This is a genomic window from Nocardia flavorosea (assembly GCF_015477805.1).
Taxonomy (GTDB): domain Bacteria; phylum Actinomycetota; class Actinomycetes; order Mycobacteriales; family Mycobacteriaceae; genus Nocardia; species Nocardia flavorosea_A.
Genome location: NZ_JADLQL010000002.1, coordinates 992,635 through 1,018,146, shown reverse-complemented (window position 1 = coordinate 1,018,146; position 25,512 = coordinate 992,635). Strand labels below are relative to the sequence as shown.

General features: G+C 66.9%; 20 protein-coding genes. 10 read left to right on the top strand and 10 right to left on the bottom strand.

What is annotated here, in order from left to right:
- The first annotated feature begins 39 nt into the window (after window positions 1–39).
- The 4 genes from serS to IU448_RS13540 all read left to right on the top strand — a co-directional run bounded on the left by serS (window position 40) and on the right by IU448_RS13540 (window position 6,322).
- Window positions 40–1,302: a serine--tRNA ligase gene (gene serS, locus IU448_RS13555; RefSeq protein ID WP_195055866.1), complete on the top strand. Its 1,263-nt coding sequence runs from the start codon at window positions 40–42 to the stop codon at window positions 1,300–1,302.
- A gap of 83 nt (window positions 1,303–1,385) precedes the next feature.
- Complete coding sequence (locus IU448_RS13550; RefSeq protein WP_280458648.1) at window positions 1,386–3,239, top strand: putative bifunctional diguanylate cyclase/phosphodiesterase; 1,854 nt, start codon at window positions 1,386–1,388, stop codon at window positions 3,237–3,239.
- A gap of 155 nt (window positions 3,240–3,394) precedes the next feature.
- Entirely contained in the window at window positions 3,395–4,813 is a 1,419-nt protein-coding gene (locus IU448_RS13545; RefSeq protein ID WP_280458647.1) for an MFS transporter, read from the top strand.
- Between the two features lie 486 nt (window positions 4,814–5,299).
- The gene (locus IU448_RS13540) at window positions 5,300–6,322 is read left to right on the top strand and encodes a DMT family transporter (protein ID WP_195055865.1); all 1,023 of its coding nucleotides are present in this window, start codon (window positions 5,300–5,302) and stop codon (window positions 6,320–6,322) included.
- A gap of 94 nt (window positions 6,323–6,416) precedes the next feature.
- On the opposite strand, the gene IU448_RS13535 is transcribed toward IU448_RS13540, so the two are convergent.
- The 4 genes from IU448_RS13535 to IU448_RS13520 form a co-directional block, all read right to left on the bottom strand.
- Window positions 6,417–8,696, bottom strand: coding sequence for a heavy metal translocating P-type ATPase (locus IU448_RS13535; RefSeq protein ID WP_195055864.1), 2,280 nt, complete (start codon window positions 8,694–8,696; stop codon window positions 6,417–6,419).
- Between the two features lie 25 nt (window positions 8,697–8,721).
- The gene (locus IU448_RS13530) at window positions 8,722–9,642 is read right to left on the bottom strand and encodes a hypothetical protein (protein WP_195055863.1); all 921 of its coding nucleotides are present in this window, start codon (window positions 9,640–9,642) and stop codon (window positions 8,722–8,724) included.
- Between the two features lie 510 nt (window positions 9,643–10,152).
- Window positions 10,153–10,893: a lysophospholipid acyltransferase family protein gene (locus IU448_RS13525; protein WP_195055862.1), complete on the bottom strand. Its 741-nt coding sequence runs from the start codon at window positions 10,891–10,893 to the stop codon at window positions 10,153–10,155.
- 59 nt (window positions 10,894–10,952) lie between these two features.
- Complete coding sequence (locus IU448_RS13520) at window positions 10,953–11,714, bottom strand: lysophospholipid acyltransferase family protein (protein WP_195055861.1); 762 nt, start codon at window positions 11,712–11,714, stop codon at window positions 10,953–10,955.
- Between the two features lie 99 nt (window positions 11,715–11,813).
- Here IU448_RS13520 and IU448_RS13515 point away from each other — a divergent pair, with 99 nt between their 5' ends.
- Both IU448_RS13515 and IU448_RS13510 read left to right on the top strand, forming a co-directional pair.
- Window positions 11,814–12,779 carry a hypothetical protein gene (locus tag IU448_RS13515; protein ID WP_280458642.1) on the top strand — a complete coding sequence of 322 codons (966 nt, stop codon included), beginning with the start codon at window positions 11,814–11,816 and terminating at the stop codon, window positions 12,777–12,779.
- 44 nt (window positions 12,780–12,823) lie between these two features.
- Complete coding sequence (locus IU448_RS13510) at window positions 12,824–14,401, top strand: Rieske 2Fe-2S domain-containing protein (protein WP_195055860.1); 1,578 nt, start codon at window positions 12,824–12,826, stop codon at window positions 14,399–14,401.
- A 41-nt stretch (window positions 14,402–14,442) separates the two neighbouring features.
- Here the strand turns inward: IU448_RS13510 and IU448_RS13505 are convergent, their stop codons facing one another.
- The gene (locus tag IU448_RS13505; protein WP_228812683.1) at window positions 14,443–15,906 is read right to left on the bottom strand and encodes an ATP-binding protein; all 1,464 of its coding nucleotides are present in this window, start codon (window positions 15,904–15,906) and stop codon (window positions 14,443–14,445) included.
- 69 nt (window positions 15,907–15,975) lie between these two features.
- Between IU448_RS13505 and IU448_RS13500 the strand changes: the two genes are divergently transcribed.
- From IU448_RS13500 to hemC, 4 genes are all read left to right on the top strand, one after another.
- On the top strand, window positions 15,976–16,260 hold the full coding sequence (locus IU448_RS13500; RefSeq protein WP_195056356.1) for a hypothetical protein: 285 nt from the start codon (window positions 15,976–15,978) through the stop codon (window positions 16,258–16,260).
- Window positions 16,261–16,571: 311 nt separating this feature from the next.
- Window positions 16,572–17,453 (top strand): helix-turn-helix domain-containing protein, encoded by an 882-nt coding sequence (locus IU448_RS13495; RefSeq protein ID WP_195055858.1) that lies wholly within the window; start codon window positions 16,572–16,574, stop codon window positions 17,451–17,453.
- Complete coding sequence (locus tag IU448_RS13490) at window positions 17,453–17,653, top strand: DUF397 domain-containing protein (protein ID WP_195055857.1); 201 nt, start codon at window positions 17,453–17,455, stop codon at window positions 17,651–17,653. The genes IU448_RS13495 and IU448_RS13490 overlap by 1 nt, the downstream gene beginning before the upstream one ends.
- Window positions 17,654–17,757: 104 nt before the next feature.
- On the top strand, window positions 17,758–18,684 hold the full coding sequence (gene hemC / locus IU448_RS13485; RefSeq protein ID WP_195055856.1) for a hydroxymethylbilane synthase: 927 nt from the start codon (window positions 17,758–17,760) through the stop codon (window positions 18,682–18,684).
- A gap of 366 nt (window positions 18,685–19,050) precedes the next feature.
- On the opposite strand, the gene IU448_RS13480 is transcribed toward hemC, so the two are convergent.
- Genes IU448_RS13480 through IU448_RS13460 form a run of 5 tightly spaced genes read right to left on the bottom strand, consistent with a single transcriptional unit; the run spans window position 19,051 to window position 25,309 of the window.
- Window positions 19,051–19,743 (bottom strand): hypothetical protein, encoded by a 693-nt coding sequence (locus tag IU448_RS13480; RefSeq protein WP_280458639.1) that lies wholly within the window; start codon window positions 19,741–19,743, stop codon window positions 19,051–19,053.
- The gene (locus IU448_RS13475; protein WP_195055855.1) at window positions 19,740–21,416 is read right to left on the bottom strand and encodes an ABC transporter family substrate-binding protein; all 1,677 of its coding nucleotides are present in this window, start codon (window positions 21,414–21,416) and stop codon (window positions 19,740–19,742) included. The genes IU448_RS13480 and IU448_RS13475 overlap by 4 nt, the downstream gene beginning before the upstream one ends.
- 43 nt (window positions 21,417–21,459) lie before the next feature.
- Complete coding sequence (locus IU448_RS13470; protein WP_195055854.1) at window positions 21,460–23,361, bottom strand: ABC transporter ATP-binding protein; 1,902 nt, start codon at window positions 23,359–23,361, stop codon at window positions 21,460–21,462.
- A complete protein-coding gene (locus IU448_RS13465) occupies window positions 23,358–24,335 on the bottom strand; it encodes an ABC transporter permease (RefSeq protein ID WP_195055853.1) in 978 nt (325 codons plus the stop codon). The genes IU448_RS13470 and IU448_RS13465 overlap by 4 nt, the downstream gene beginning before the upstream one ends.
- A complete protein-coding gene (locus IU448_RS13460) occupies window positions 24,332–25,309 on the bottom strand; it encodes an ABC transporter permease (RefSeq protein WP_195055852.1) in 978 nt (325 codons plus the stop codon). The genes IU448_RS13465 and IU448_RS13460 overlap by 4 nt, the downstream gene beginning before the upstream one ends.
- Window positions 25,310–25,512: the final 203 nt, after the last annotated feature.

Here is a 25,512-nt window from a genome sequence, read left to right as displayed (position 1 = left end):
GTTGAGGCCGGAAATCCGCGCCCATTACGCTGGTCAGCCATGATCGACCTCCGACTCCTGCGCGATGATCCCGAGCTGGTCCGCGCCTCGCAGCGAGCCCGGGGCGAGGACCCGGCACTCGTCGACGCGCTGCTCACCGCCGATAGCGCGCGCCGGTCCGCGATCGCGACCGCCGACAAACTGCGGGCCGAGCACAAGGCGATGGGCAAGCAGGTCGGAAAGGCGAGCAAGGAAGAGCGCCCGGCGTTGCTGGAGCAGGCGCAGCAGATGTCGGTCAAGGTGAAAGAGGCCGAGACCGCGCAGCACACCGCCGAGGCGGAACTGCAGGAGGCGCACCGGGCGATCTCGAATATCGTCCAAGACGGCGCGCCGGCGGGCGGTGAGGACGATTTCGTACTGCTCGCGACGGTCGGCGACGTGCCCGAGTTCGATTTCCCGCCGCGGGATCATCTCGAGCTCGGCGAATCGCTGGGCGTGCTCGATATGGAACGCGGGGCCAAGGTATCCGGTTCGCGGTTCTACTTCCTCACCGGCTACGGAGCTCTCCTGCAGTTGGGGCTGCTGCAGTTGGCGGCGCAGCGCGCGGTGGCAAACGGTTTCACGATGATGATCCCGCCGGTGCTCGTCCGGCCGGAGATCATGGCGGGAACCGGGTTCCTCGGCCAGCACTCCGCCGAGGTATACCACCTCGAGGAGGACGATCTGTACCTGGTCGGGACCTCCGAGGTGCCGCTGGCCGGGTATCACGCGGGCGAAATCCTCGATCTCGGCGCCGGGCCCAAACGGTACGCGGGCTGGTCGTCGTGTTTCCGCCGGGAAGCCGGCAGCTACGGCAAGGACACCCGGGGCATCATCCGGGTGCACCAGTTCGACAAGGTCGAGATGTTCGTCTATTGCCGGCCCGAGGACGCCGACGCCGAACACCAGCGGCTACTGGCCTGGGAGCGCGATATGCTCGCCGCCCTCGATGTGCCGTATCGGATCATCGATGTCGCCGCCGGTGATCTGGGCAGTTCGGCCGCCCGCAAATTCGATTGCGAAGCCTGGGTGCCCAGCCAAGGCACCTACCGTGAACTCACCTCGACCTCGAACTGCACCACCTTCCAGGGGCGCCGGCTGTCGGTCCGTTATCGCGACGACAACGGGAAACCGCAGATCGCGGCGACACTGAACGGAACGCTGGCCACCACCCGATGGCTGGTCGCCCTGTTGGAGAACCATCAGCAGGCCGACGGTTCGGTCCGGGTGCCCGCCGCCCTGGTGCCGTTCGTGGGTACCGATCTGCTGACACCGGCGGGCTGAGCGGTTCGGTCCACCGGGTTCGGGGTACTCGATTACCTCGGTTGGGTCGCCACGCAGTGAACTCGTTGTTTAGGCTGTTCACCGTGCGAGGAAGCGGGTCTCGCGGCGATACCCGGACGCGGGTACGAGCCGCGTCGGGTGTGGCGACGGCCATGGTCATGTCCCGGACCACCGGGGCGTTCTACGTCATGGGTGGGGTGCTGGGTCTCCTGGTCACCGCCATCGCGCCCACCCGGCCGCTGTACCCGGGTGACGAGGGCAACCGGGTACTGGTGGGCTCGGCCGCGGCCGTGGCGCTGCTGCTGGGGATCAGCCTGCTCGGCTGGGGTCCGCGGATGCCGCATTGGCTGCACCACGGTTACGTCGTCGTGGCGACCGTGCTGGTCACCGTCGCTGTGCACTCGTTCCCCAATACCGTCGCGGCGATCGCCCTGGCCTCGTTCTACGTCTTCGTCGCCTGTGATGCCGCGCTGTTCTTCGCCTGGACGCAGGCCGCAGCCCATATCGCCCTCTGTATGGCGCTGTGCCTGTGGGTACTGCCGACCCGGACGGGACTGCCGTGGTGGTCGGGCGTGATTCCGGCGGGGATCACCTTCGGGGTCGGTGTCGTGGTCGGCATCCTCACCCGGATGGCGTCGGAAGCCGATATCGATACGCTGACCGGTCTGCTGAACCGGCGCGGTTTCGACCGGGCCCTGAACGCCGCGATCGAACAGGCCGACCGTTCGGGTCAGGCCCTGGCGCTGGTGCTGGTCGACCTGGACCGTTTCCAGAAGGTCAACGATCATCTCGGCCATCGAGCCGGTGACGCGGTGCTGCAGAAGGTCGCCGATACCTGGGCCGGATTGCTGGGACCCGGCCAGCGGCTGGCCCGCTACGGCGGCGATGTCTTCGCAGCGCTGCTGCCCGGCACCACCGAACAGGCGGCCATTCTGCTCACCGAGCAACTGCGGGCCGCGGTGAGCACCGGATGCTCGGCGGGCGTCACCTCCTGGCAGTCCGGGGAATCGGCCTCGCTGCTGGTGAGCCGCGCCGATGTGGGCCTCTACCGGGCCAAACAGTCGGGACGCAACCGGACGGTGCTGGAATCGGGACATCGCACACCCCTGGCGGTGGAACTGCGCGAAGCCATCGACAACGGCAGTCTCGACGTGCACTATCAGCCCATCGTGAGTCTCAGCGACGGCGGCGAGAAGGCCGTCGGGGTGGAGGCGCTGCTGCGCTGGTCGTCGAGTGCGCAACCGGATGTCACCACCGAAGGCCTGATCCGGGTGGCCGAAGAGTACGACCTCATCGCCGATCTCGACGAACTGGTGCTGCGCCGGGCTTGCGCTGACGCCGCCCAGCTCCAGGAGACGTTCGCCGCGCTGGAACTCACGTTGAACGTGAACGTCAGCGGACTGGAACTCGCCGAATCCGGGTACGCGGACAAGGTCGCCGGAATTCTGGAGAGCACCGGCTGGCCCGCGGATCAACTGGTGCTCGAGGTGACCGAAACCGAACTGGCCGCCGAATCCGATACCGCGATCGCGAACCTGCATACCCTGCGCGACCGCGGCGTCCGGATCGCCATCGACGATTTCGGTACCGGCTATTCGTCGCTGAGCCGTTTGGCGACCCTGCCCAGCGATATCATCAAGGTCGACCAGTCGTTCGTGGCGGCCATCCGTTCCGATTCCCCCGCCCCACCGCTGCTCGGCGTGATCGCGGCGCTGAGCAAATCGCTGGACCTGCAGGTGATCGCCGAAGGCGTGGAAACCGAACATCAGGCGGCGGTACTCACCGAACTGGGGTTCGCGCTGGCCCAGGGGTACCACTACAGCGATTCACATCCGGTGGCCGATCTGATCAGCGATATGAACCGGGGGCTGGGTGCCGCGAACACCCGCGCACTGGGTGTCGGCTCGGAAGCAGAGAACGGCTGGGTACCACTCTGAGCATCGCGGGCCGCGGCCGGTGATCCGCCGAACCGCGGAGCGTCCGGCGATGCGGAGCCGCCCGAGCGCTTCGGCGTAAAGGACTTGACCGGAGGATTCCCGGCCGGAAAACTGGCCCTATGCGTCTGGTCATCTACCACTGTTGACACCGTCGGGTGAGTTCCGGGCGCCGGGCCGGACTGCGCGGGCTGATACTGCGCGCGACGCTGTTCGCCGCGACCGGGGACCTGATTCCGTACTACGCGCTGTACGCGCTGCTCTTCGCCGATCACGGCTTCGGGCCGGGCCAGATCTCGCTGCTGCTCGCGCTCTGGTCGGTGACGGCCTTCGTCTGTGAGATCCCGTCCGGAGCGTGGGCCGATACCGTTTCCCGGCGCGGCCTGCTGATCCTCAACGGTTCGCTGATGGCCGCGGGGTTCCTGCTGTGGACTGTTGCGCCCTCCTACCTCGGATTCGCGCTCGGGTTCGTGCTGTGGGGTGTGGCGGGCGCGTTGCGGTCGGGGACCTTCGAGGCCCTGCTCTACGACGAACTCACCGTCCGCGGTGAATCCCGCGCGTATGCCCGCGTTATCGGTTACACCCGGTCGGCGAGCGAATTCAGCGCGGTGCTCGCGATACTCGCCGCAACCCCGCTGTATCTGTGGGGCGGGTACGAGCTGGTCGGCTGGGCCAGTGTCGGCTGCGCCATCGTGCACACCGTCCTGGCCCGGGGTCTGCCGGCGGCGCCGAGGTCGGTTTCGGCGGCCGACGTCGCCGATCTCGAGGAGGCCGATCTCGAGGAGGCCGATCTCGACGAGCCCGAACCCGGCGATTCCGGCTCGGGTACGACGGGCCCGGCCGTGCTGACACCGAGCCCGCGACCCGCCACCGCCGATCCCACCGCCGGCGGATACGGGTCGATCCGGCGGTATCTGCACATGCTGCGGACCGGTGTCACCGAAGCGGTGCGGGTGCGGCGGGTGCGGTTCGGGGTAGGGCTGCTCGCGCTGCTGTACGGAATCACCGCCTTCGATGAATTGTTCGGTCTGCTCGCCGGAGAGGCCGGTGCCGCGACCTCGGTGGTGCCCGTACTGGTGGGCGTGACCGTCGTCGGGTCGCTGCTGGGTTCGCTGCTGGCCGGCCGGACCGAAGCGATGCGCGCCCGCACCATGGCCCGTGCACTGTGCGCGGCGGCTGTCCTCTTCGGTGCGGGCGCACTGCTCGCCGGTGCGGCGGGCCGCTGGCCGGGAGCTGTGTACGTGCTCACCGGGCTTGGATTCGTGGCGCTGGCTGTTTCCTACGGCATCGTCTACAACGCGGGCATCGTCGCCGAAGCACGGTTGCAGGATTCCATCACGGGGCCGGCGCGAGCCACCGTGATGTCGGTTGCCGGGCTGTCGGAGGAACTGGTTTCCCTGGCAGTGTTCGGTTTCGTGGGCCTGATGGCGATATGGTTGCCGATCTCCTCGACCCTCGCGCTGCTGGGTATCGCCCTCGCCGCGATCGCGGTCCTGACACCGGTGTGGTTGCCGACCCGAGTGCACGCAACCGTGCCGGAAGCGGACCGGCGATCCGCGAAAACCGATCGGGCGTGACGTCCGACCCGACCCACGCGCACCGATCGCCGACCCACCCTGTATCGAGGCCGATTCGGCCGGCGAAGCCCAGGAAGAGCAGCGATACGCATCACGGGAGTCCGCCCAGCGGTCTGGCGGCGCGGCTCGCGTGCGCATCGCGACAGCGCTCGATCGGCAGCGCCGGGAAAGAACCGTATTCCCGGGCAAGGTTGTCCGGTTCGCTCCGCACGTGCTCACGCTCGTTACGCGGCGGATTCCTGGACCTGTTCGTATCGGCACGGGGATCGACCGGCCCCTTCTCCTGAGCCGCTCGGCCGAATGTCCGGGTAATTCGCCGAGCGGCACCGATGGATCGTGTTGTCCGGCGAACCGTCGACAGCGTTATCGGGTGGCGGGACAGCCGGTAGTGCTCAGGCGGGAACGGGGGACGCTCACGGCGGCCGTACGTGCCGTCCCTCCGTTGGTGTCCGTGACGCAGGAGATGTCGTCGGTAGGGTTCCGGTCATGGTGTTGCGGCGGTCGGGTCTCGGGCTGGGCTTGCTGATCGGGGCCGGAGTCGCTGTACAGGGGCGGATCAACGGGGAGCTCGGGGCGCGGCTGGCGGACGGGATCGCCGCGGCGGTGGTGAGTTTCGGGACCGGGTTCGTGTTGCTGCTGGTCGCGGTGGTACTGAGCGCTCGGCTGCGGGCGGGCCTGCGTGGGGTGCGGGTGGCGTTGGCCGCGGGGGAGCTGCGGTACTGGCAGTTGCTCGGCGGGTTGTGCGGGGCGCTGTTCGTGGCGAGCCAGTCGTTGACGGTGGCCGCTGTCGGGGTCACGGCATTCACCGTGGGCGCGGTATCCGGGCAGTTGGTGAGCAGTCTGGTCGTGGACCGGCTGGGGATCGGGCCGCAGGGCCGTACCCCGGTGACTGCGGCTCGGCTCGGCGGGGCGGTGCTCGCGGTCGGGGCTGTGCTGCTGGCAGCGTCCGGTGGGCCGGGGACGGCAGGGGCGGCAACGGCATCCTGGCTCGGCGAGACCGCCGGGCCGGTCCTGCTGATTCTGCCGGTGCTGGCGGGTGTTGGGCTGGCGTGGCAACAGGCGTGGAACGGACGGGTCGGCACGTCCGGGAGCCCGTTCGCCGCCACGGTGATCAACTTCGGGATCGGCCTGCTGGGCTTGCTGGCCGTCGAAGCATTGGTACTGGTGCGGGTGGGTCCGCCTGCCGAGTTCCCGCGCGAGCCCTGGCTCTATCTCGGCGGCGCGCTCGGGGTGCTGTTCATCGCGGCCGGAGTTCTCGTCGTGCGCTGGGTGGGCGTACTGCTGATGGGTTTGAGTACCGTGGCCGGCCAGCTCACGACCTCGGTGCTGCTCGACTGGCTCCTGCCCGCGGGCGCTGGGCTGTCACCGGCGAAAGTGGCGGGATGCGGTCTCACCCTGGCCGCGGTGGTCGTCGCGACTCTGCAAACCGGGCGTTGCGGGCTCCACGCGAATGCGGAACCGGCACAGGTAGGTGATCGGACCGGCGGCAGCGAAGGAAAACGGGCCTAGCCCGGACACCCTCCGAACCGGTGTACGGGTGAACGGTTCGACGCATTTCGGCCGGGGCACCCGAGGAGAGTGCCCCGGCCGATGGGGGTGCCGGTCAGTGGGTCGGCCGGAACCGGCGCAGGCGCAGGCTGTTGCTCACCACGAACACCGAGGAGAACGCCATGGCGGCGCCTGCCAGCATCGGATTGAGCAAGCCCGCCATGGCCAGCGGGATCATCGCCACGTTGTAGCCGAACGCCCAGAACAGGTTGCCCTTGATGGTGCCGAGGGTGCGCCGGGCCAGCCGGATGGCGTCAGGGGCGGCGGTGAGATCGCCCCGCACCAGGGTGAGGTCGGCGGCCTCGATGGCGATATCTGTGCCGGTGCCGATGGCCAGGCCGAGGTCGGCACGGGCCAGCGCGGCCGCGTCGTTCACGCCGTCACCGACCATGGCGACGGTGCGGCCTTCGCCCTGCAGCCGTTCTATCACCGCGACCTTGTCCTGCGGCAGCACCTCCGCGATCACTTCGTCGATGCCGACCTGCCGGGCGATGGCCTTCGCCGCGGTGGTGTTGTCGCCGGTGAGCATGATCGGAGTGAGACCGAGGGCGCGGAGTCGGGAAACCGCCTCGGCGGAGGTCGGTTTCACGGTATCGGCGACCACGAGCACGCCGCGGGCCTTCCCGTCCCAGCCGATCGCCACCGCCGTCCGGCCGTCGGCTTCGGCCGAGCGCATGGCCTCGCGCAGATCGTCGTCCAGTTCGAGGGCGTAATCGGCGAGCAGCCCGACGCGGCCCACGATCACCGCGTGGCCGTCGACCACGCCTTCCACGCCGAGCCCGGCGTTGTTGTGGAAACCTTCGACCGGTAGCAGCGCGCCCACGCGCTGGCGGGCGCCGTCCGCGATGGCCTTGGCGATGGGGTGTTCGGACGAATCTTCGAGCGAACCCGCCAGTCGCAGCACCTCGTCGGTGTCTTCACCGGCCGCGGCCACCACCTCGAGCAGCGCCATCTTGCCGGTGGTCACAGTGCCGGTCTTGTCGAGGACCACGGTGTCCACCCGGCGAGTGTTCTCCAGCACCTCGGGGCCCTTGATGAGGATGCCCAGCTGCGCGCCGCGGCCGGTGCCGACCATGAGCGCGGTCGGGGTCGCCAGACCCAGCGCGCACGGGCAGGCGATGATCAGCACCGCCACCGCCGCCGTGAAGGCCGCCGCCACCGAACCGCCGGTGCCGAGCCAGAAGCCGAGAGTGGCCACGGCGAGCGCGATCACGATCGGGACGAAAACTCCGGAGATCCGGTCGGCCAGCCGCTGTGCCTGCGCTTTTCCGGATTGCGCGTCCTCGACCATCCGGGCCATCTGCGCGAGCTGAGTATCGGATCCGACCCGCGTGGCCTGCACGGTGATCCGGCCGCCCACGTTCACGGTCGCACCGGCGACCGAATCCTGCGGCCCGACCTCGACCGGCACGGATTCTCCGGTCAGCATGGAGACATCCACCGCGGACGAACCGTCCACGATCACGCCGTCGGTGGCGATCTTCTCACCCGGCCGGACGACGAAACGGTCGCCGGCGGCGAGTTGTTCCACCGGTATCCGCTCTTCGGTCCAGCTGTCCGGGCCGGCCGGGCGCAGCACCGACACCTCTTTGGCGCCGAGCTCCAGCAGGGCCCGCAGCGCGGCTCCCGCGCGGCGTTTGGACTTCGCCTCGAAGTACCGCCCGGCCAGGATGAAGGTGGTGACACCGGCGGCGGCCTCCAGGTAGATGCTGCCGGTACCGTCCATCCGCGCGATCGTGAACTCGAACGGGTGGGTCATACCCGGTGTACCGGCGGTGCCCCAGAACAGTGCGTACAGCGACCAGCCGAACGCGGCCAGGGTGCCCAGCGAGACCAGGGTGTCCATGGTCGCGGTGGCGTGCCGCAGATTCGTCAACGCCGCCCGGTGGAACGGCAGCGCGCCCCAGACGACGACCGGTGCCGCCAGTGTGAGCGACAGCCATTGCCAGTTGGTGAACTGCAATGCCGGGATCATCGCCATGGCGATCACCGGAACCGTGAGTACCAGGGAGATCAGTAACCTGGTACGCAGCGAATCGGTGGGGTCGGCCGGTTCGGTGCTGGCCTTTTCTTCGGCGGGCGGCTGCGGAAGCGCGGCTGTGTAGCCGGTCTGTTCGACTACCGCGACCAGGTCGTCGGGGGTGAGGTTCTCCGGATACTGGACGCGGGCCTTCTCGGTCGCGTAGTTGACCGTCGCGGTCACACCGTCGAGTTTGTTGAGTTTCTTCTCGATGCGGTTGGCGCAGGAGGCGCAGGTCATCCCGCCGATCACCAGTTCGACTTGTTCGGTCGAGGGTCGGGCGGTGGATGTATCGCGGGGTGTCTGTGTAGTCATGGTTTCGTTCGCTCCCTGGGCCGGATCAGTGGCCGTGGCCGGGTTCGGTGGGTTCGGGGGCCGGCTGTGCGGTGCCGGTGCCGGTGCCGGGTGCGACCGGAACGGTCAGTTCGGCCCGGTGCACGGTCCCCGCGTGCCGGAATTCGAAGAACAGCCGGTAGTCCCCGGTGCCGGGCGCAGTTACCGCGAATTGCACCCCCGGCCCGGCCGGGGTGGTTCCGTCGCCGGGATGGCCGGCCGGGTGGACGTGGAGATAGCCGAGGTCGGCGGCGCGCAGGGCCACGAGATGACCGTACGCCCCCAGGTAGGGCTGTAGATCGGTGACCGGTTGCCCGTCGCGTGAGACCGCCAGGGTGAGCTCGGTGGACCGCCCCGCGGCCAGGGTTCCGTTCAGGTCGACGCGGTAACCGTCGACGGTCGCGATGGTTGCGGGCGCGGCCAACGGCTGTGGTGCGTATCGTCCCGCGACCCGGAGGTCGGTTCCCAGCGTGAACGGCTGCCCGTCGGCGGTGACGAAATCCGCGAAGACCCGGTAGTCGCCGGCCCGGCCGAGATTCACCGGTGTGCTCCAGGTGCCGTCCGCGCCGAGTGTGGGATGCAGATGCTGATATCCGGTCATATCGCGGCGTACCAGGATCAGGTGCAGGTCTTTCTCGTGCTCGGTCGTGTATCGAACCACCGGCCGGCCGGTACTGTCCTCGATCCGGAAGCGCAGCGTGGCATCGCGCCAGGCCTCGGTGATCGGGTCCGCCACCACCAGGGTGTATCCGCCTGCGCTGTCGGTCAGGCCGCCCGGCCCGGCGGGTGTACCGGTATCGGGCGCGGCGGTGTCGTGGGTCTCCGGCTCGCTGCCGGGTGACCCTGCGAGCGATCCGACGCCCAGCGCGATTCCGAACAGCGCGACAAGTCCGAGCGCGAAGCCGGCGAACTTGGTCGACGTACTCATCCGATGCTCCATCCAACGGTCTCCAGGCGGTCCACGCCGCCTCTGCTCGTTACGGTACCCCCCTAGGGTATTTTGTCAACAGGGGAGGTGAGGGGAGCACTGACTCCGAGACACGGTTGGGCCGGACTCGCGGTCAGGTATCGGCGCGGTCCATACGGCCGCTTCCGCCCGTCCGACGGACCGCACCCGGCCAGTGAGAGAAGCACAGCGCCGAGCAGGCGGTAGCGGTCCGCCCGCCAGGACGAAGATCGCTGTGGATGAGTGGGGACAGCTCGACCACCGGGCCGCAGCGAACATCGGCCTGTGCCGAGCTGCCCGGCATCGAGCCGGGGGTCTGTTCGGTCGTGAATTGCCGCACCGGGTCTTGCCGAGCCCACCGACCGTTGCCGAGCCGGGAGCGCTACCCGGTGGCAGATCGCCGAACCGAGCGCGTGAACCATGGCGGCAGACCGAACGCACCCGTGCCCGGGGCCGTCCCCGGGAGGGGGTCGGCGGTGTTCCCGAGTCCGGTTACGGGCGCGGGGTATGGCGGCGGGCGTACTCCTCGGCCTCCAGGACCGCGGCCTGTTCGAGCGTCGGAGCGCTCCCGCCCAATCGGGCGGGCACCCACGGCTCACCGGCGGGCATCGGGTAGCCGTCCTGGGCCGCGGTCAGCAGGTCGTTCATCCGGGTACGCAGGGCGGGGGTTATCTCCTCGGCCGAGCCCGCGGCTTCCAGCGGTTCACCGATCCGGATGTGGATCGGGAAATTGTGGCGGCCGAGCTGCCGGGGGAACCCCTTGGTCCAGATCCGTTGCGCACCCCAGATGACCAGCGGAATGATCGGCGCACCGGATTCCAGGGCCATGCGAGCTGCCCCCGATTTGAATTCCTTCAGTTCGAAACTGCGGCTGATGGTCGCTTCCGGATACACCACGACCAGTTCTCCCGCGCGCAGCGCCTCGACGGCCCGCCCGAAGGACTCCGCGCCCGCGGTGCGGTCCACACCGATCGCCTTGCAGTGCTTCATCAGGAAACCGACGACGCCGTGGTCGAGTTCGGCCTTCATCATGTACCGCACATTGCGGCCCGAGCGGCGTCCCACCACCCCCACCTGCATGAAATCGAGGTAGGAGGTGTGGTTCACGGCGAGCACCGCGCCGCCGGCCCGCGGGATGTGTTGCCCGCCGCGGATATCCACGCGAAGCCCCTGGACGAAGGACACCGTGTGCACCAGCCCGGCGAGAATATCGAAAACCGGCTCTCGCGCCATTGCGACTCCTGCTCGCTACCTGCGGATATACCCGCTCCCGGGTATCGCCCTCGCGGTGGCTACGCCTCCGCCGCGCCCTCGCCGGCCTGTTTGCGGGCGGCGCGCTGCGCGGCCTCCGCGGCGTCCATCGCGTCGGCTTCCTCCAGGGTAGGGGCACTGCCGCCGAGCCGCGCGGGAACCCAGTAGGCGCCGGGCTCGTGGTGGTAGTTCTCCTGCAAGCCGTGCAGTAGCCGCTGCATCGTGGCCCGCAGTTCGGCGGTGAGTTCGGCCGCGGGCTCGTAGGGCCGGATCGGTTCGCCGACGGCGATGGAGATCGGGGTGTTGGTGCGGCCGAGACGTTTCGGAAAACCCTTGGTCCAGACCCGCTGCGCACCCCAGATGACGATCGGGATGATCGGCACCTCGGCCTCGATGGCCATCCGGGCCGCGCCCGATTTCAGCTGTTTGATCTCGAAGCTGCGGCTGATCGTGGCCTCGGGGTACACGCCGACGAGTTCGCCGCGGCGCAGATAGTCCACGGCGGCCTGGTACGAGTCGGCGCCGGCGGCGCGGTCGACCGGAATGTGTTTGAGGGCCCGCATGATCGGGCCGGAGATCTTGTTCTCGAAGACGTCGTGTTTGGCCATGAACCGGATGTAGCGCTTGGGCGTCCGCACCGGCAGGCCCGCATAGGTGAAATCCATGTAGCCGGTGTGATTCACCGCGAGCACCGCACCGCCGGTGGCGGGAATGTTCTGGTCGCCGGTGACGGTGAATTTCAGGCCCTCGAGGAAGAAGACGGTCCGGGCCAGCCCGATGACAGTCCGGTAGACGGGATCCACAAGTCCGCTAGCGTAGTCGCTGCCATGATGACCGGCACCGCCCGACCCGCGAAAGAACGCCCGGCGGGCCCGTTCGAACCGGTATGTACCGCAGGAAAGGTGATCGTCGAAGTGGAACGCGTCCGCCCCGTACTGTCGCGCCGACCCGGCCGCGCAACCACACCGCATCGTGCAGGCGATCTCCGCGCCGATGCCGTGACCGCGCCGCGCGGCCGCCGGGGACGGTCGGCGGTGCTCGGGCTGGCCGCGGCCGGTCTGCTCCTTGCCACCGGATGTGATTCGGTATCCGGTATTCCGGTCGACGATCCGGCGCCCGCGGCAGCCGATACCGGTACGAGCAGCGCGCCGGCGGCCACCGCCACCGCCGTAACGCCGGCGCCTGCGCTGCCGCCGGTTCCCGCGGACGCGCCCCCGGTCGGGGAGGTACCCGGGGTCCCGGAGGCCGGGCCCGCTCTGCAACGATTCGCCGCCGATGTGCGCGCCGGCGATCTCGCGGCCATCCAAGAGGCATGCTGGACCATCCCGCCCCTCACCACGCAGGCCATGTACGCCGACCCCGATGCGGTCCTGAGTGCGCTGGCCGAGCCCGGTACGGCCACCGACGGAATCCTCACCTGGACAGACGGAGTGACGAGCGTCACGGTCGAGCGTGATCGGGTGGCGTCCGGTTATGCCTGCGGCCGGGTGTTCCCCGCCGGCGTGGAGCCGGCGCACGACGCCGCCGACGCCCGTCACACGGTGCGTCGGTACCTGGCCAGGTTGGTCGGGCAGCCGTTGCACCCCGACGACCGGGAAGCCGAATATCCGTTGGTCTGCGCGGCGTCTCCGGCCACCTGGGATCCGCAGGGCACCGGCGCGCCGGAGCCCGCGCCGTTGGCGAACACCCCGGATGTGCTCAGCGGAACCACCGGTTACGCCGACCAGCAGATCAGTTCCCAGCAGTTGACGGCGGGGTATATGTCGGTGACGGCGCCGGTGACAAATGCCTCCGGAGTCACGCAGAATCGGACATTCTTCCTCGCCGATGGTGACGACGGCTACTGCATCGGCGAAATCTCGTCCTGAGCCACTACCCTGGAAGCCTGCAATCGGTCAAGAGGAGCGAGCACGTGCAGATCACCAGCGTCGGACATGCGGGATTCCATATCCGGACCGCGGCCGGGACGATCCTATGCGATCCATGGGTGAACCCCGCGTACTTCGGTTCCTGGTTCCCGTTCCCGGACAACACCCAGCTCGATTGGGAGGAACTCGGTAACTGCGATTTCCTCTACGTGTCCCATTTGCACCGAGACCATTTCGATGCCGCGCATCTGCGGGAGTACGTCAACAAGGACGCCACTGTTCTGCTGCCCGACTACCCGGTCCCGGATCTGCGCCGTGAGCTGGAGAAACTCGGCTTCCACAAATTCTTCGAAACCGAGGATTCGGTCAAGCACACGGTGACCGGCGCCATGGGTGCCGGCGGTGGCGATCCCACCGCCGAACTGGACATCATGATCGTCGCGCTGCGCGCTCCCGCGGACGGCCCGATCGGCGATTCCGGGCTCATCGTCTCCGACCGGGAAACCACCTGTTTCAATATGAACGACGCGCGTCCGGTCGATATGGACGTACTGCACGAAGCATTCGGCAAGATCGATATTCATCTGCTGCAGTACTCCGGCGCCATCTGGTATCCGATGGTGTACGACATCCCGGCCCGGACGAAATCGAATTTCGGGAAACAGAAGCGGCAGCGCGGAATGGACCGGGCCCGCAGCTATATCGAGCAGGTCGGCGCCACCTGGGTGGTCCCCTCGGCCGGTCCGCCCGTTTTCCTGGACGACGAACTGCGCTATCTCAACGACGATCGCGGCGACGAGGGAAATATTTTTCCCGACCAGATGGTCTTCCTGGAGCAGATGCGCGAGCATGGTCACGATCGCGGGCTGTTGATGGTTCCCGGGTCGACCGTCGACGTGCACGGCACCGAACTCGAACTGAACCACCCGTACGATCCGGCCACCATCTGGAGCGATAAAGCCGCCTACATCGAGAAGATGGCGACGCGGCAGGCACCGGTGCTGGTCGCCGAGAAGAAAACCTGGGCTGCAGCCGAAGGCGAACCGCTCCTGGAACCGCTGCGCGAACTGTTCGAGCCGATCATGCGGCAGAGCGATCTGATCTGCGACGGTATCGGCTACCCGGTCGGCCTGGTCATGGGCGACGAAACCGTGGTCCTGGACTTCCCGGCCCGCCAGGTCCGCGCCCCCCGCGAAGGCGAGGGCAAATACCGCTACGGCTTCCGGATCGCCCCCGAACTCGTCCGCACCGTCCTGCGCGATCAGGAACCCGACTGGGTGAACACGATTTTCCTGTCCACCCGTTTCCAGGCGTGGCGGATCGGCGGCTACAACGAGTACCTGTACACGTTCTTCAAATGCCTCACCGACGAACGTATCGCCTACGCCGACGGCTGGTTCTCCGAAGCCCACGATGATTCGGCCTCGGTCGAGGTGGCCGGCTGGGAAATCCAGCGCCGCTGCCCCCACCTCAAAGCCGATCTGTCGAAATTCGGTGTGGTGGAAGGAAACACCCTCACCTGCAACCTGCACGGCTGGCAGTGGGATCTGGAATCGGGCCGCTGCAAGACCTCGAAGGGCCACGAACTCCGCTCCCGCAAACTGACCGAACCGGCCGGCTAGTCATCGCCACCAGCGGCCGCCGGATCTTCGCTGATCCGGCGTCACGCACGTAGCAGTGTGATCCTGCGCCCGGAAGGTGCGGTGATTTCGCTGAGCTGGGTTCGTTCGGTAATCGGGGCGGCATCAGGGCGACAGTCGAAGATCGCCAGGACACCGGTTTCCAACTCCAAACGGTCGAGATACTTGTCGAGCTGGGCCAAGCCCGCGTCCAGCGGGTCACTTTCTTTTTCCGCCCGGCGTTTCAACTCGACGGCTTCGCGTTGCACCGCTTGCCGGCCGTCCGCACCGCTGTAGGGCTGCCGGATCAGCAGGTCGATACGACCGGCACCGACACCGTATTCGCGATCGATATAGCCGCCGCCGTTGACGATACGGTGCAGAAACGCCATCATCACCAACTGCGGGGCCACCTCGTGATAGCTGTGTCGGGAGGTCAGGAACTCGCCGTGCTCCTTCCAGAACGAGACGAACGCGGTGAGTAGTTTCGGGAAATCCAGGCGGCCGTCGTCGAGCCGGAACTGGCTGGGCTTGGACGTGATGTTTTCCTCGACGCTCGCGCCCAGGACGCGGACGATGACTTCCTTGTAGATGGGGTTTGCGATGCGGACCGGCCGATCAGGCGCAATGAGACCCAGGTCGGCGACATAGGAGCGGGCGTTGTGGAAGTCGATATCGCCATCGACGCTCTTTCCGGCGATCAAGGGTTCGATGACCTGCTTCACCCGCGGTTCACCGAGCTTGTCGACCAGCGAATCGAGGTGGGTGGCGCGGGTGACGATCAATCGTTCCTTTGCCCGGTCGATATGGTCCTCGGTAATGGTGGTCTCGACGCCCATATTATCGACGACCTCGGCGGCCAGTGCGTTGACCAGCCAGGGCTGGCCCTGGGTGTAGAAATATGCCAGGTCTATCGCGCGGGGGCTGAACTCCTGCCCGGTTTCGCAGGTGTGCTGGGCGTAGAGCTCGCCGACCTCGGCGTGGGTGAAATCGTCGAGCCGCACCGACTCGACCTTGATATTGAACGGGCTCGCGGTGCCCAACCGGCTCGGATCGCCGCCGGACGCGACCTTGTACTCGCGGACATCACGTAGCCCGCACAGCACGATCGAGTGCACGAATCCACGACGGTTGGTGGTGTAACCGTCCCGGAGCTGGCGCAGCACATTGATCAAGCTGTCGCCGCGTAAGGCATCGATTTCGTCGAAGAACAACACGACGGGCAATGGGCACCGGCCGACCCACTCGGTGAGTGTGTCCCGAAGCAGGGTGCCCGGCTCGGATTGTGGCCACGGGTCGGGCGGCAGCAGTTCCGGTGACAAGCCCGCAATCCGGCCGGCCAGACGGATATTCGTCAGCAGCACCCGTTCCACGCCCGCGAAATCGTCGCCGAACGATTCCCCGATCTCACACGAGAAATGCAGCGCCACATATTCGCCACCGGCCGTGAACTGGCGGGCCAACTCGGCCAGCGTGGTGGTTTTACCGGTCTGCCGGGGGGCGTGCATCACAAAATACTGACCGCGAGCGATATGACGGCAGGCTTCGGGAAGCCTTTCCGCCGCCGGGAGCATGTAATGCAGTTCGGCATCACATGGACCCGTGGTGTTGAAGTACCTCATCGCCCCTCCCGCCTCATCGCCCCTCCCGCCTCATCGTCCGAGCCCGACCGGCTCGTGCGCTCACCATACCGCCGTGCCGGAGGCGATCCGCCGACCTGCGACATCCTGTCCTTTCGGTCCGTGAAGTGGTCGAAACGGCATTCGAACCAACGATGCAGCTCGGCACGCTATCTGTTCGACGCAGCAGTGGAGATGGCCGAGCAGCATGCCTGCTGCGCGGTGCCCGACGTGAAGCTCTGAGGTGCGCGAGCAAGCTCGAAAGTACTTCGGACCGGAAAATGCTCTATCGCAACACCTCTGACTCGGTTCGGGAGTATTGTTCTGTGCGCCCGGTCCCGGCGGAGAGCAAGGGGTGCCGGGGCGGGGAAGCGTGTAGGGGTTTCGGGTTGGCTTCTCCCTGCCGGGCGCACGCCTAGAACAGCATCGGAGAACGGTGCTGGACCAGGCGCGATCGTGAAATCATCCGAATCACCAGGGCAGTTTTCATTCTGGGCGGTGGCGGCACCGGCGAGGATGCGAACGTCTGGTCCCCTTGGAACGGAGCTTTCCGTATGGCCGAGTGTGATCGATCGACCCTTCCCCGGCGCCAGCTCGGTAAACACTTGCGCAACGGTCGGGAGGCGGTAGGGCTGACGCTGGCCGAGGTCGGCGAGCTGATGCAGTGGAGTGTCAGTACGGTTCAGCGGATGGAGGTCGGCGCGACTGCCCGGATACGACTGGTGGACCTGGAATCCTTGTGCCGGATCTACGAGTTCACCGAAGAATTCACCGAAGTGCTGAAAGGGCTGGCGCTTCAGGCAGCAGGCAAGAGTTGGTGGCACGAGTACGGTGATCTCATCCCGGAGCATTTCGATGTATTCGTCGATCTCGAATCGAGCGCGCGGCGACTTCAGACGTATGAGCCCGAGATCATCCCTGGACTGGTGCAGACGCCTGCGTACGCGTATGCCCTGATGCGGGCTGGATATCCGGACGAAAGCCCAGCCGAACTCGAACGCCGAGTCGGGTTGCGACATCGACGTCAACAGCGGATAACCCGAAAGGCGAGTCCGATGGTCGTCGGGATCGTGCTGCGGGAAGCAGCGCTTCGCACGGTGGTGGGCAGCCGGAAGATCATGGCCACGCAGCTTCGTTACCTGGCAGACCTGAGTACTCGGAACAACATCGATATTCGAATCCTGCCGTTCTCGGCGGGCTTCCCGATGGGTGTCGCCATCGGGCCCTTTGTCATCCTCGAGCCAGGGCGTAGCGGTATGCGCGGTTATCGGGAGCCGACGGTTGTCTATGTCGAGAGCTTCACCGGCGATCTCTATCTGGAGAAGGAGTCCGCAGTACGCCGCTATGCTGATGCCAATCGGTTTCTCCTCAACGCGGCGCTGGACGAGGTACACAGCAGGGATATGTTGAGGCGTTTGGCAAAGGAGTACCTGTAGTGATCAACGACCTATCCGGTGCCGAATGGTTCAAGAGCAGTTTCAGCGGTGCGGACAAGAACTGTGTCGAGGTTGCGTTCCTGGCCGACGGTGGGGTCGGTATCCGTGACTCCAAGACCCGCACCGGTCCGGCGCTGGTGGTCGAGTCGGCGACCTGGGACGCCTTCACCGTCGCTGTCGCGACCGGTCGGTTCCGCTAGGCGTCTTGACCTAGTTCCCGAGGGCTGCCTCGATAAATGACTCTGTGGTCGGTAGTCGCGGGACGGCCGGTTGCCGCGGTTTCGGGCGGCGGTAGAGTCACGCTATGGCCTCGCGCATAATCCGGGTCTCGACCCGGGCCAGTCCTATGGCAGTTGCCCAAGCCGAGCGGGTGGCGGCGGCGATCTCCGAGTTCGGAGTCGAAACCGAACTGGTGAAGGTGACCGCCGCCGGTGACCGCTGGATGGGTGATCTGGCAGCACTCGGCGGCAAGGGGGCTTTCGTCAAGGAAATCGACGACGCCCTGCTGCACGACGAGGCCGATCTGGCCGTGCACTGCTTGAAGGATATTCCGGGTGATATCCCGATTCCGGAAGGCATCGCGTTCGCCGGCTTCCCGAAACGCGACGATGTGCGCGACGCGATCATTACCAAGGACGGCCGGCCGCTGTCGGAACAGCCGCCGGGGACCGTTGTCGGCACCAGTTCGGTGCGCCGGGCCGCGCAGCTGCGGTTGCACTATCCGCACCTGGAGATGAAGCCGCTGCGCGGGAATATGAACTCCCGGCTGATGCGGCTCGAGGACGGGTACTGCGATGTGCTGATCGCCGCGGTCGCGGGTATGTACCGGATCGGCCAGGAGGATCGGATCACCGAGATCCTGCCGCTGGAGGTCATGTGCCCGCCGATCGGCGCCGGTGTGCTCACCTTGGCCTGCCGTGCCGACGACCATGAGGTCCGCGAACTCGCGGGGCGGATCGATCACGCCGAGACCCGCCGCGTGGTCGAGGCCGAACGCGCGATGCTGCACGCTCTGCAGGGGCACTGCAACTCGCCGATCGCCGGGGTCTGCGTGATCGAACCCACCGGGCGGCTCGCGTTGCACGGCAAGGTGTTCAACCTCGAGGGAACGCAGTGGCTGGATTCGCAGCACTGGGGTGTTCCGGAGGACCCCCAAGCATTGGGCTTCTTCGTAGGCTCGGACCTGCTGCGGCAGGGAGCGCGCGCAATCATCGACTCCATCCCGCACTGAGCCGGCCGACGAGGTACGACTCGGGGTGGCGGGAACGAATCGGTTGCGGTGATCGCCGCGCCGTTCACCCAGCCGATATCGTCGGATGAGAGCGGATGCCTGCCTTACCGCGCTCGTCCGGGACAGACGGTAGCGGGACGGGGCCCACCGCATGCAGTAGCGCAGCAGGTTGCGGCCATATCGGCGAACTGTTCCGCGAAGCGCGCGGGTGTTCGCAGTACGGATGCCGCAGGTACCCGGAGACCGAGCCGACTCGCCGACGGCGCCGGCCGTTGACGTGGACAGCTGAGCCGGATCCCCATGCTTCGGAGGCGAGTCGGCTCCGCGCGATTCGGCGGCGACTTCTCGCCCCGAATAGGTCTCGAGTCAGCTCGGGTCCGAGCCGCGGATCGCGGCGAGCCAGATGCAGGCTGCGGCGGTGACGCAGCATGCGCCGGTGAAGGCGGGGATACCGCCGTCCATGACGTAGACCCAGAGCAGGCCGGTGAACGGCGCCGCGACCGCGGACTGGGCGTCCAGGAGTAGGCGCCGGGTGAGTTTCGTGTCGGTCTTTGCGCGTTCGGGGGCCGCCGGGTCGGTCCGGGCGGGGTTGTCGATCAGGCGTCCCGGCGGTTCCCGGTCACGGGTTCGGCCCGAGGGAAACACACGGAATCCGCTGCCGGGCAATGCGCCGGGATCGGTGCCGGCCTGCAGGGTTATCCGGCGGTCACGCAGTTCGGCGGTGCCGTCGGTGTACGGGATCAGTTCGGGATCGAAGTACACCGGCAGCCAGCGGATACAGTCCTCGTCACGCAGTTCCAGCCACGACCGGCTGACCAGCTGATACTCCTGCCGGACCCGCCGCACCTCGACTGTGCCGGAGACTCCGGTCCCATACCGGAATGCGCCCAGGGCCAGTGCGAACCGGTATCCGCTGTAACCCACGATCCCGATCGCGACCACCGCCAACGCGCTGAGCTGGTCCGGATCGGCGAACGGCGCCCACGCGGTGAGTACCGCGAGGGCGCCGATCGTTACGCACAGCGGATAGGCCAGTGGGTGACCTATCCGGGATTTCACTTCAGGAAACCGATTTTCGTGTAGTCGAGTGAGGCGAGTCCGGCGGCACCGTAGTTGGCGAGGTTGTCGCGCACGCCCACGTTCCCGGCGGACTGCACCAGCGGGATCGAATGCCCTTCGGCCCAGATCTCTTCATCGACCTGGTTGGCCAGTTCGATGGCCTTCTGCGGGTCCAGTTCCGACAGTGTCCGTTCGATCAGCTCGTTCAGTTCGGGCGAACCGATGCGGCCGTAGTTGCCCTGCAGATTGTCGGGGTAGTAGCCCCAGATCTGCGGGATGCTGCTCAGCGGGAACGCATCGCCCTGCCAGCTCCACTGGCCCACATCGAAGTTGCCGGGCTGGATCACATCGGTGAAGAAGCCGTTCCCCGGTTTGGTCTCGATGATCAGCTCGACCCCGATCTGGGCGAGGTTCTGCTGGATGATCTGGGCGATCTGCACCCAGGTCTGGTCGTTGTACATCACGTCGCGGATCTCGAGCCGGCGTCCGTCCTTTTCGCGGACGTCGCCGTTGAGTTTCCAGCCGAGGGCATCCAGTTCGCGGGCCGCGGCTTCGGGGTCGAACGGCAGGCTGTTGTCCTGATAGCCTTCCTGGCCCTGCAGGAAGATGTGGTTGTTCAGCGGTTTCGGGTCCGGTACCAGCCCGTTCTGCATGGCTTTGGCGATACCGTCGCGGTCGATCGCCTTGATGATCGCGACGCGTACCGCCGGATCCTCCAGGATCGAGCCGGGAGCGCCGTTGAAGGTCAGGTGGTTCCAGAAATTGCTGGGCGCGCGCCGGATCACTACGCCGGGTGTGTTGCGCGCGGTCTCCATATCATCGCGGGTGCCGAGCCCGACCGCGTCGACCTCGTTGTTCGCCAGCGCCGGGACCATGGCCTCGGATGCCAGTTGGCTGAAGGTGATGGTGTCGAGTTTGGGGGTATCGCCCCACCATTTGGGGTTGCGGCCGAGCACCACGCGTCCCTGCGCACGGTCGGTGGACTGCACGATGAAGGGGCCGGCGGTCTTGGTCACGCCGTTGCGCCAGGCTTCGTTGAATGCCTCGGGGGTGGCTGTCACCTCTTTGGGCAACAGCATGCTGTTACCCGCGAACTGCCCGGCCCAGTCCGCGAAATGATTGTCGAAAGTGATGATCGCCTGGCGGTCGTCGACGCCGCGCTCCACCTTCTCTACCCGGTCGAACCCCATGGTGTGGCCGATCAGGAAGCGCTCGTCGCGGCCGCTGAGCGCGTTCGCCTGCGAGGCGATATCTTCCCAGGTGATCGGGCTGCCGTCGGACCACACGGCCTTCGGGTTGATCGTGTAGGTCACCTGCTGGGGGTCGGTGGCGGTGAGCTCGACGCTGGTGAAGTAATTGGTGTCCACGGAGATCTTGCCCGCGGCGTCGGTGACGAACGACCTGGGCAAAGTCGGCCTGACCAGGGAAGCGGTCCCGCCGTCGCTGTCCAATTGCAGCGGATTCCACTGCTCCGGATACGACGACATGACCAGCCGCAGATTGCCCCCGTCCCGCAGTTCGCTCACATCGTGCGGGTTGATGTCGTTGACCGTGCCCAGTTCGGCGACCGCGCCCTCCGGCGCGCCGGCGTCGTTCGCGCCGCATCCGGCCGCGAGCAGGGCTACGGCCAGCAGCGGTACCGCGAGCCTGCTCCCCGCAGATCGAATCCTCATGGCGATACTTCCTTCCTGCCGGTGGGCCCGGCGAGCGCGCCTGTCAACCCTGTACCACGGGCACGGGTACCGCCTCGATCAGCGACCGTGTGTACGCGTGTTCCGGGGCTTGGAAGATCTGCTCGGCCGGACCTGCTTCCACGATCTCGCCGCGATACATCACGGCGATATCGTGCGCCAGATTCCGCACCACCGACAGATCGTGCGAAACGAAAAGGTAGGACAGTCCGCGTTCGGTTTGCAGATCGCGCAGCAGGTTCAGCACCCCGGCCTGGATCGATACGTCCAGCGAGGACACCGGTTCGTCGAGCACGAGCAGTTCCGGGTCCAGTGCGAGGGCCCGGGCGATACAGATGCGCTGTTTCTGGCCGCCCGAGAAATCGCCCGGATATCGGTCGGCATGTTCGGGCCGCAGGCCCACCAGCCGCAACAGCTCCGGTACCCGCTGGGCTATCTCGGATTTGGGCCGCCCGGCGATCCGCATCGGCTGGCCGATGGCATCGGCCACGGGCAGGCGGGGGTCGAGGGACGCGGTGGGGTCCTGGAAGACGATCTGCAGCTTCCGGCGTAGTTCGCGGCGCCCGGAGCGGGTCAGGGTGGCCACATCGTGGCCCATGACCTCGATGGACCCCGATTGGGGCGGCACCAGGTCGAGGATCTGGGTGAGGGTGGTCGACTTCCCCGACCCCGATTCGCCGACCAGGGCGAGTGTGCGGCCGGCGCGGATCTCGAAACTGATCCCGTCCACCGCGCGTACCTCACCCCTACGGCGTCGCAGCAGCACACCGGAGGTTATCGGGAACGTTTTCACCAGGTCGGTGACCTTCAATACGACCTGGGTATCGGCCGCCGGGGTGACGGGTTCCGCGCCCACTTCCTGCCGGTACGCGTCGAACAACGCGCCGGAGCTCAGTTCGGCGGTGCGGATGCACGCGGCGGCCTGGCCCGGATCGGTTTCGGTGAGCGGAGGTTCGGCGGTGCGGCATTCGTCGATCGCCACGGGGCAGCGCGGCGCGAACGAGCATCCCGGTGGCAGCGCGTGCATGGCCGGGGGAGCGCCGACGATCGGGATAAGAGGGGCCCGCGCGGGCCCGTCCATCCGGGGAATGGAGCCGAGCAGACCCACGGTGTAGGGCATCCGCGGATTCCGGAACAGCGCCGCGGTGCTCGCGGTTTCCACGATCCGCCCCGCGTACATCACCGCCACCCGGTCGGCGATCGTGGCCGCGATACCCATATCGTGAGTGATCATGATGACGCCGGCGCCGGTGATATCGCGCGCCTTGCGCAGCAGGTTCAGAATCTGTTTCTGCACCGTCACGTCGAGTGCGGTGGTCGGTTCGTCGCAGATGATCAGCGCGGGATCGTTGGCGATGGCCATTGCGATCACCACCCGCTGGCGCATCCCGCCGGAGAACTCGTGCGGAAAAGCCCTGGCCCGCAGCTCCGGATCCGGAATACCGACCAGGTCCAGCAGTTCCACCGCACGTTTCGCGGCGGCGTCCTTGCTCATCGAACCGTGCGCGAGCAGCGCTTCGGCTATCTGATCGCCCACCCGGTACACCGGAGTCAGCGCAGAGAGCGGGTCCTGGAACACCATGCTCACCGCGCTGCCGCGCAGCCGCGACAATTCCTTGTCGCCCAACCCGATCAACTCCCGGCCGCGCAACCGGATCGAGCCGGCGACCCGCGCTTGCTCCGGCAGCAGGCCCATGACAGCCAGGGAGGACACCGACTTACCGGACCCGGATTCGCCGACGATGGCGAGGACTTCGCCGTCGGCGACCGTGTAGTCCACACCGCGCACCGCCTCGACCCGGCCCTCTTCACTGGGGAAGGAAACCCGCAGGCCGCTGACCTCGAGCAGCGGCGCTGTGGACGCCGTCGCACCGGTTGACCCGGTCGGTTTCGCCGCCGATTCCGTCACGGTGTTGTCTCCGGTCATTTTCCCGCTCCCTGTGCTGTGCGGGCCTCCTGCGCTCGCTGCGCTTTCCGTTTCTTCCGGGACGGACGGGACCGGGCATTCTTCGCTCCGGGGTCGAAGGCATCGCGTAACCCGTCACCGACCAGGTTCGCGCACAGCACCGTGATGATCAGCAGACCGCCCGCGAACAGGAACAACCACGGGTAGGTCATCGCGGAACTGGTGCCGTTGGCGATGAGGGTGCCCAGTGAGACGTCCGGCGGCTGCACACCGAAACCCAGGAAGCTCAGCCCGGTTTCGGCCATGATCGATGCGCCCACGGTGAGCGTCGTATCGATGATCAGGATCGAGGCGATATTGGGCACGATATGGGTCAGGATCACCGTATGCGTCGGCGCGCCCATATAGCGTGCGGCCCGCACGAATTCGCGTTCGCGCAGACTCATGGTCAAACCGCGGACGATCCGCGCACTGATCATCCAGCCGAACACGCTGAGCAGCACGATCAACAGCATGATCGACCCGCTGCCCTTCGTCCGGGGCGCGAACAGGGCCACGATGATGAAACTCGGCACCACCAGCAGCAGATCGACCAGCCACATGAGGGCCCGATCGGTCCAACCGCCCAGCAGGCCGGCGATCGCACCCACCACAGCGGCGAGGGTGGTGGAGGCCACCGCCACACAGAACCCGATGATCAGCGACTTCTGCAGACCGCGCAGTGTCTGGGCGAGCACATCCTGCCCGATTTCGTTGGTGCCGAAGGGGTGCTGCGGGCTCGGGGGCTGCAGCAGTGCCGTGTAGTCGAGCTGTTTGTGGTCGTACGGCAGAAACGACGGGAGCACGAAAGCGGCGAGGAACAGCAGGATCAGGACCGCCGCGCCGAAGAGCGCCGGTTTGTTGCGCAGGAAGCGCCGCAGTACGAGTTTGCGCCGGCCGCTCGCCGCCGGCTCCGGGGCGCCCTGTACCAGAACCTCGGTTTCGTTGATGCTCATGCCACTCGCACCCTCGGGTCCAGAATCGCGTAGACGATATCGGAGAGCAGCCCGGACACCAGCACCACCAGACCGGCGAACGCGGTAACCGTGGCGACCACGTAGATGTCCTGCGCGTTGATCGAATCGACCAGCCATTCGCCGACGCCGTGCCAGCCGAAAATCTTCTCGGTGAAGGTCGCGCCGGTGATCAGCCCGCCGAGGCTGTAGGCGAACAGGGTCGCCATCGGGATCAGCGCGGTGCGCAGACCGTGCTTGTAGAGCGCCTTGTTCCGCGTGAGTCCCTTGGCTCGCGCGGTGCGGATGAAATCGCTCTGCAGCACGTCGAGCATGGCATTGCGCTGGTAGCGGCTGTATCCGGCCATACCGCCGAGGGCGAGCGTCAGGGTGGGGAGTACGAGATGTTGCAGCCGGTCGAGGAGTTGTGCGCCGAACCCTTCGATGTGGCCGGCGGAGGTCTCACCGGTATACAAGAAGATCTGCTGGCCGGTTATCGAGTTGATCTCCAGCGCGCCGAATTTCAACAGTGTGGCCAGCAGAAAGACCGGGGTGGACAGGATCAGCAACGAAACGACGGTGGTGAAGTAGTCACTGAATCTGTACTGGCGGATCGCGCCGGCCGCGCCGATCAGGACGCCGAGCACGGTGCCGATGATCGAACCCAGAATAAGCAGGCGCAGACTCACCGCCACGCGCCGGCCGAGTTCCTCGCTCACCGGCTGCCCGCCGAGAGTTTCGCCGAAATCGCCCTGCACCACGCCTTTCATCCAGATTACGTAGCGCTGCGGGATCGGCTCGTCGAGATGCAGCTCCGCCGCCTTGGCATCGATCACCGACTGCGGGGGCCGTGGATTGCGCTGCTCCAGACTGTCCAGCGGGCGGAAAGTCAGGGAGGCGAGACTGAAAGTGAGGAAGGACGCCAGCAGCAACAGCACGACGTAGTTGAGTGCGCGTCGCAACAGAAAGCCGGCCATCGTTCCCCTCGATATCAGGTGTGGTCCCTGATCATAGGGAGCGTTCCCGCGACCTGCGCGCCGGATGGCCGGGCTGCGTGTTACTCCCGCGACGGGGCCTGGTCGCGGGCGGAATTCGCGACGCCTGTCACGTGCGGCGACCACGGCTCGTATGGGAGTCCTCCGGCGGCCGGTGGGGGACATTGCGGCGGCCGCGCGGCACC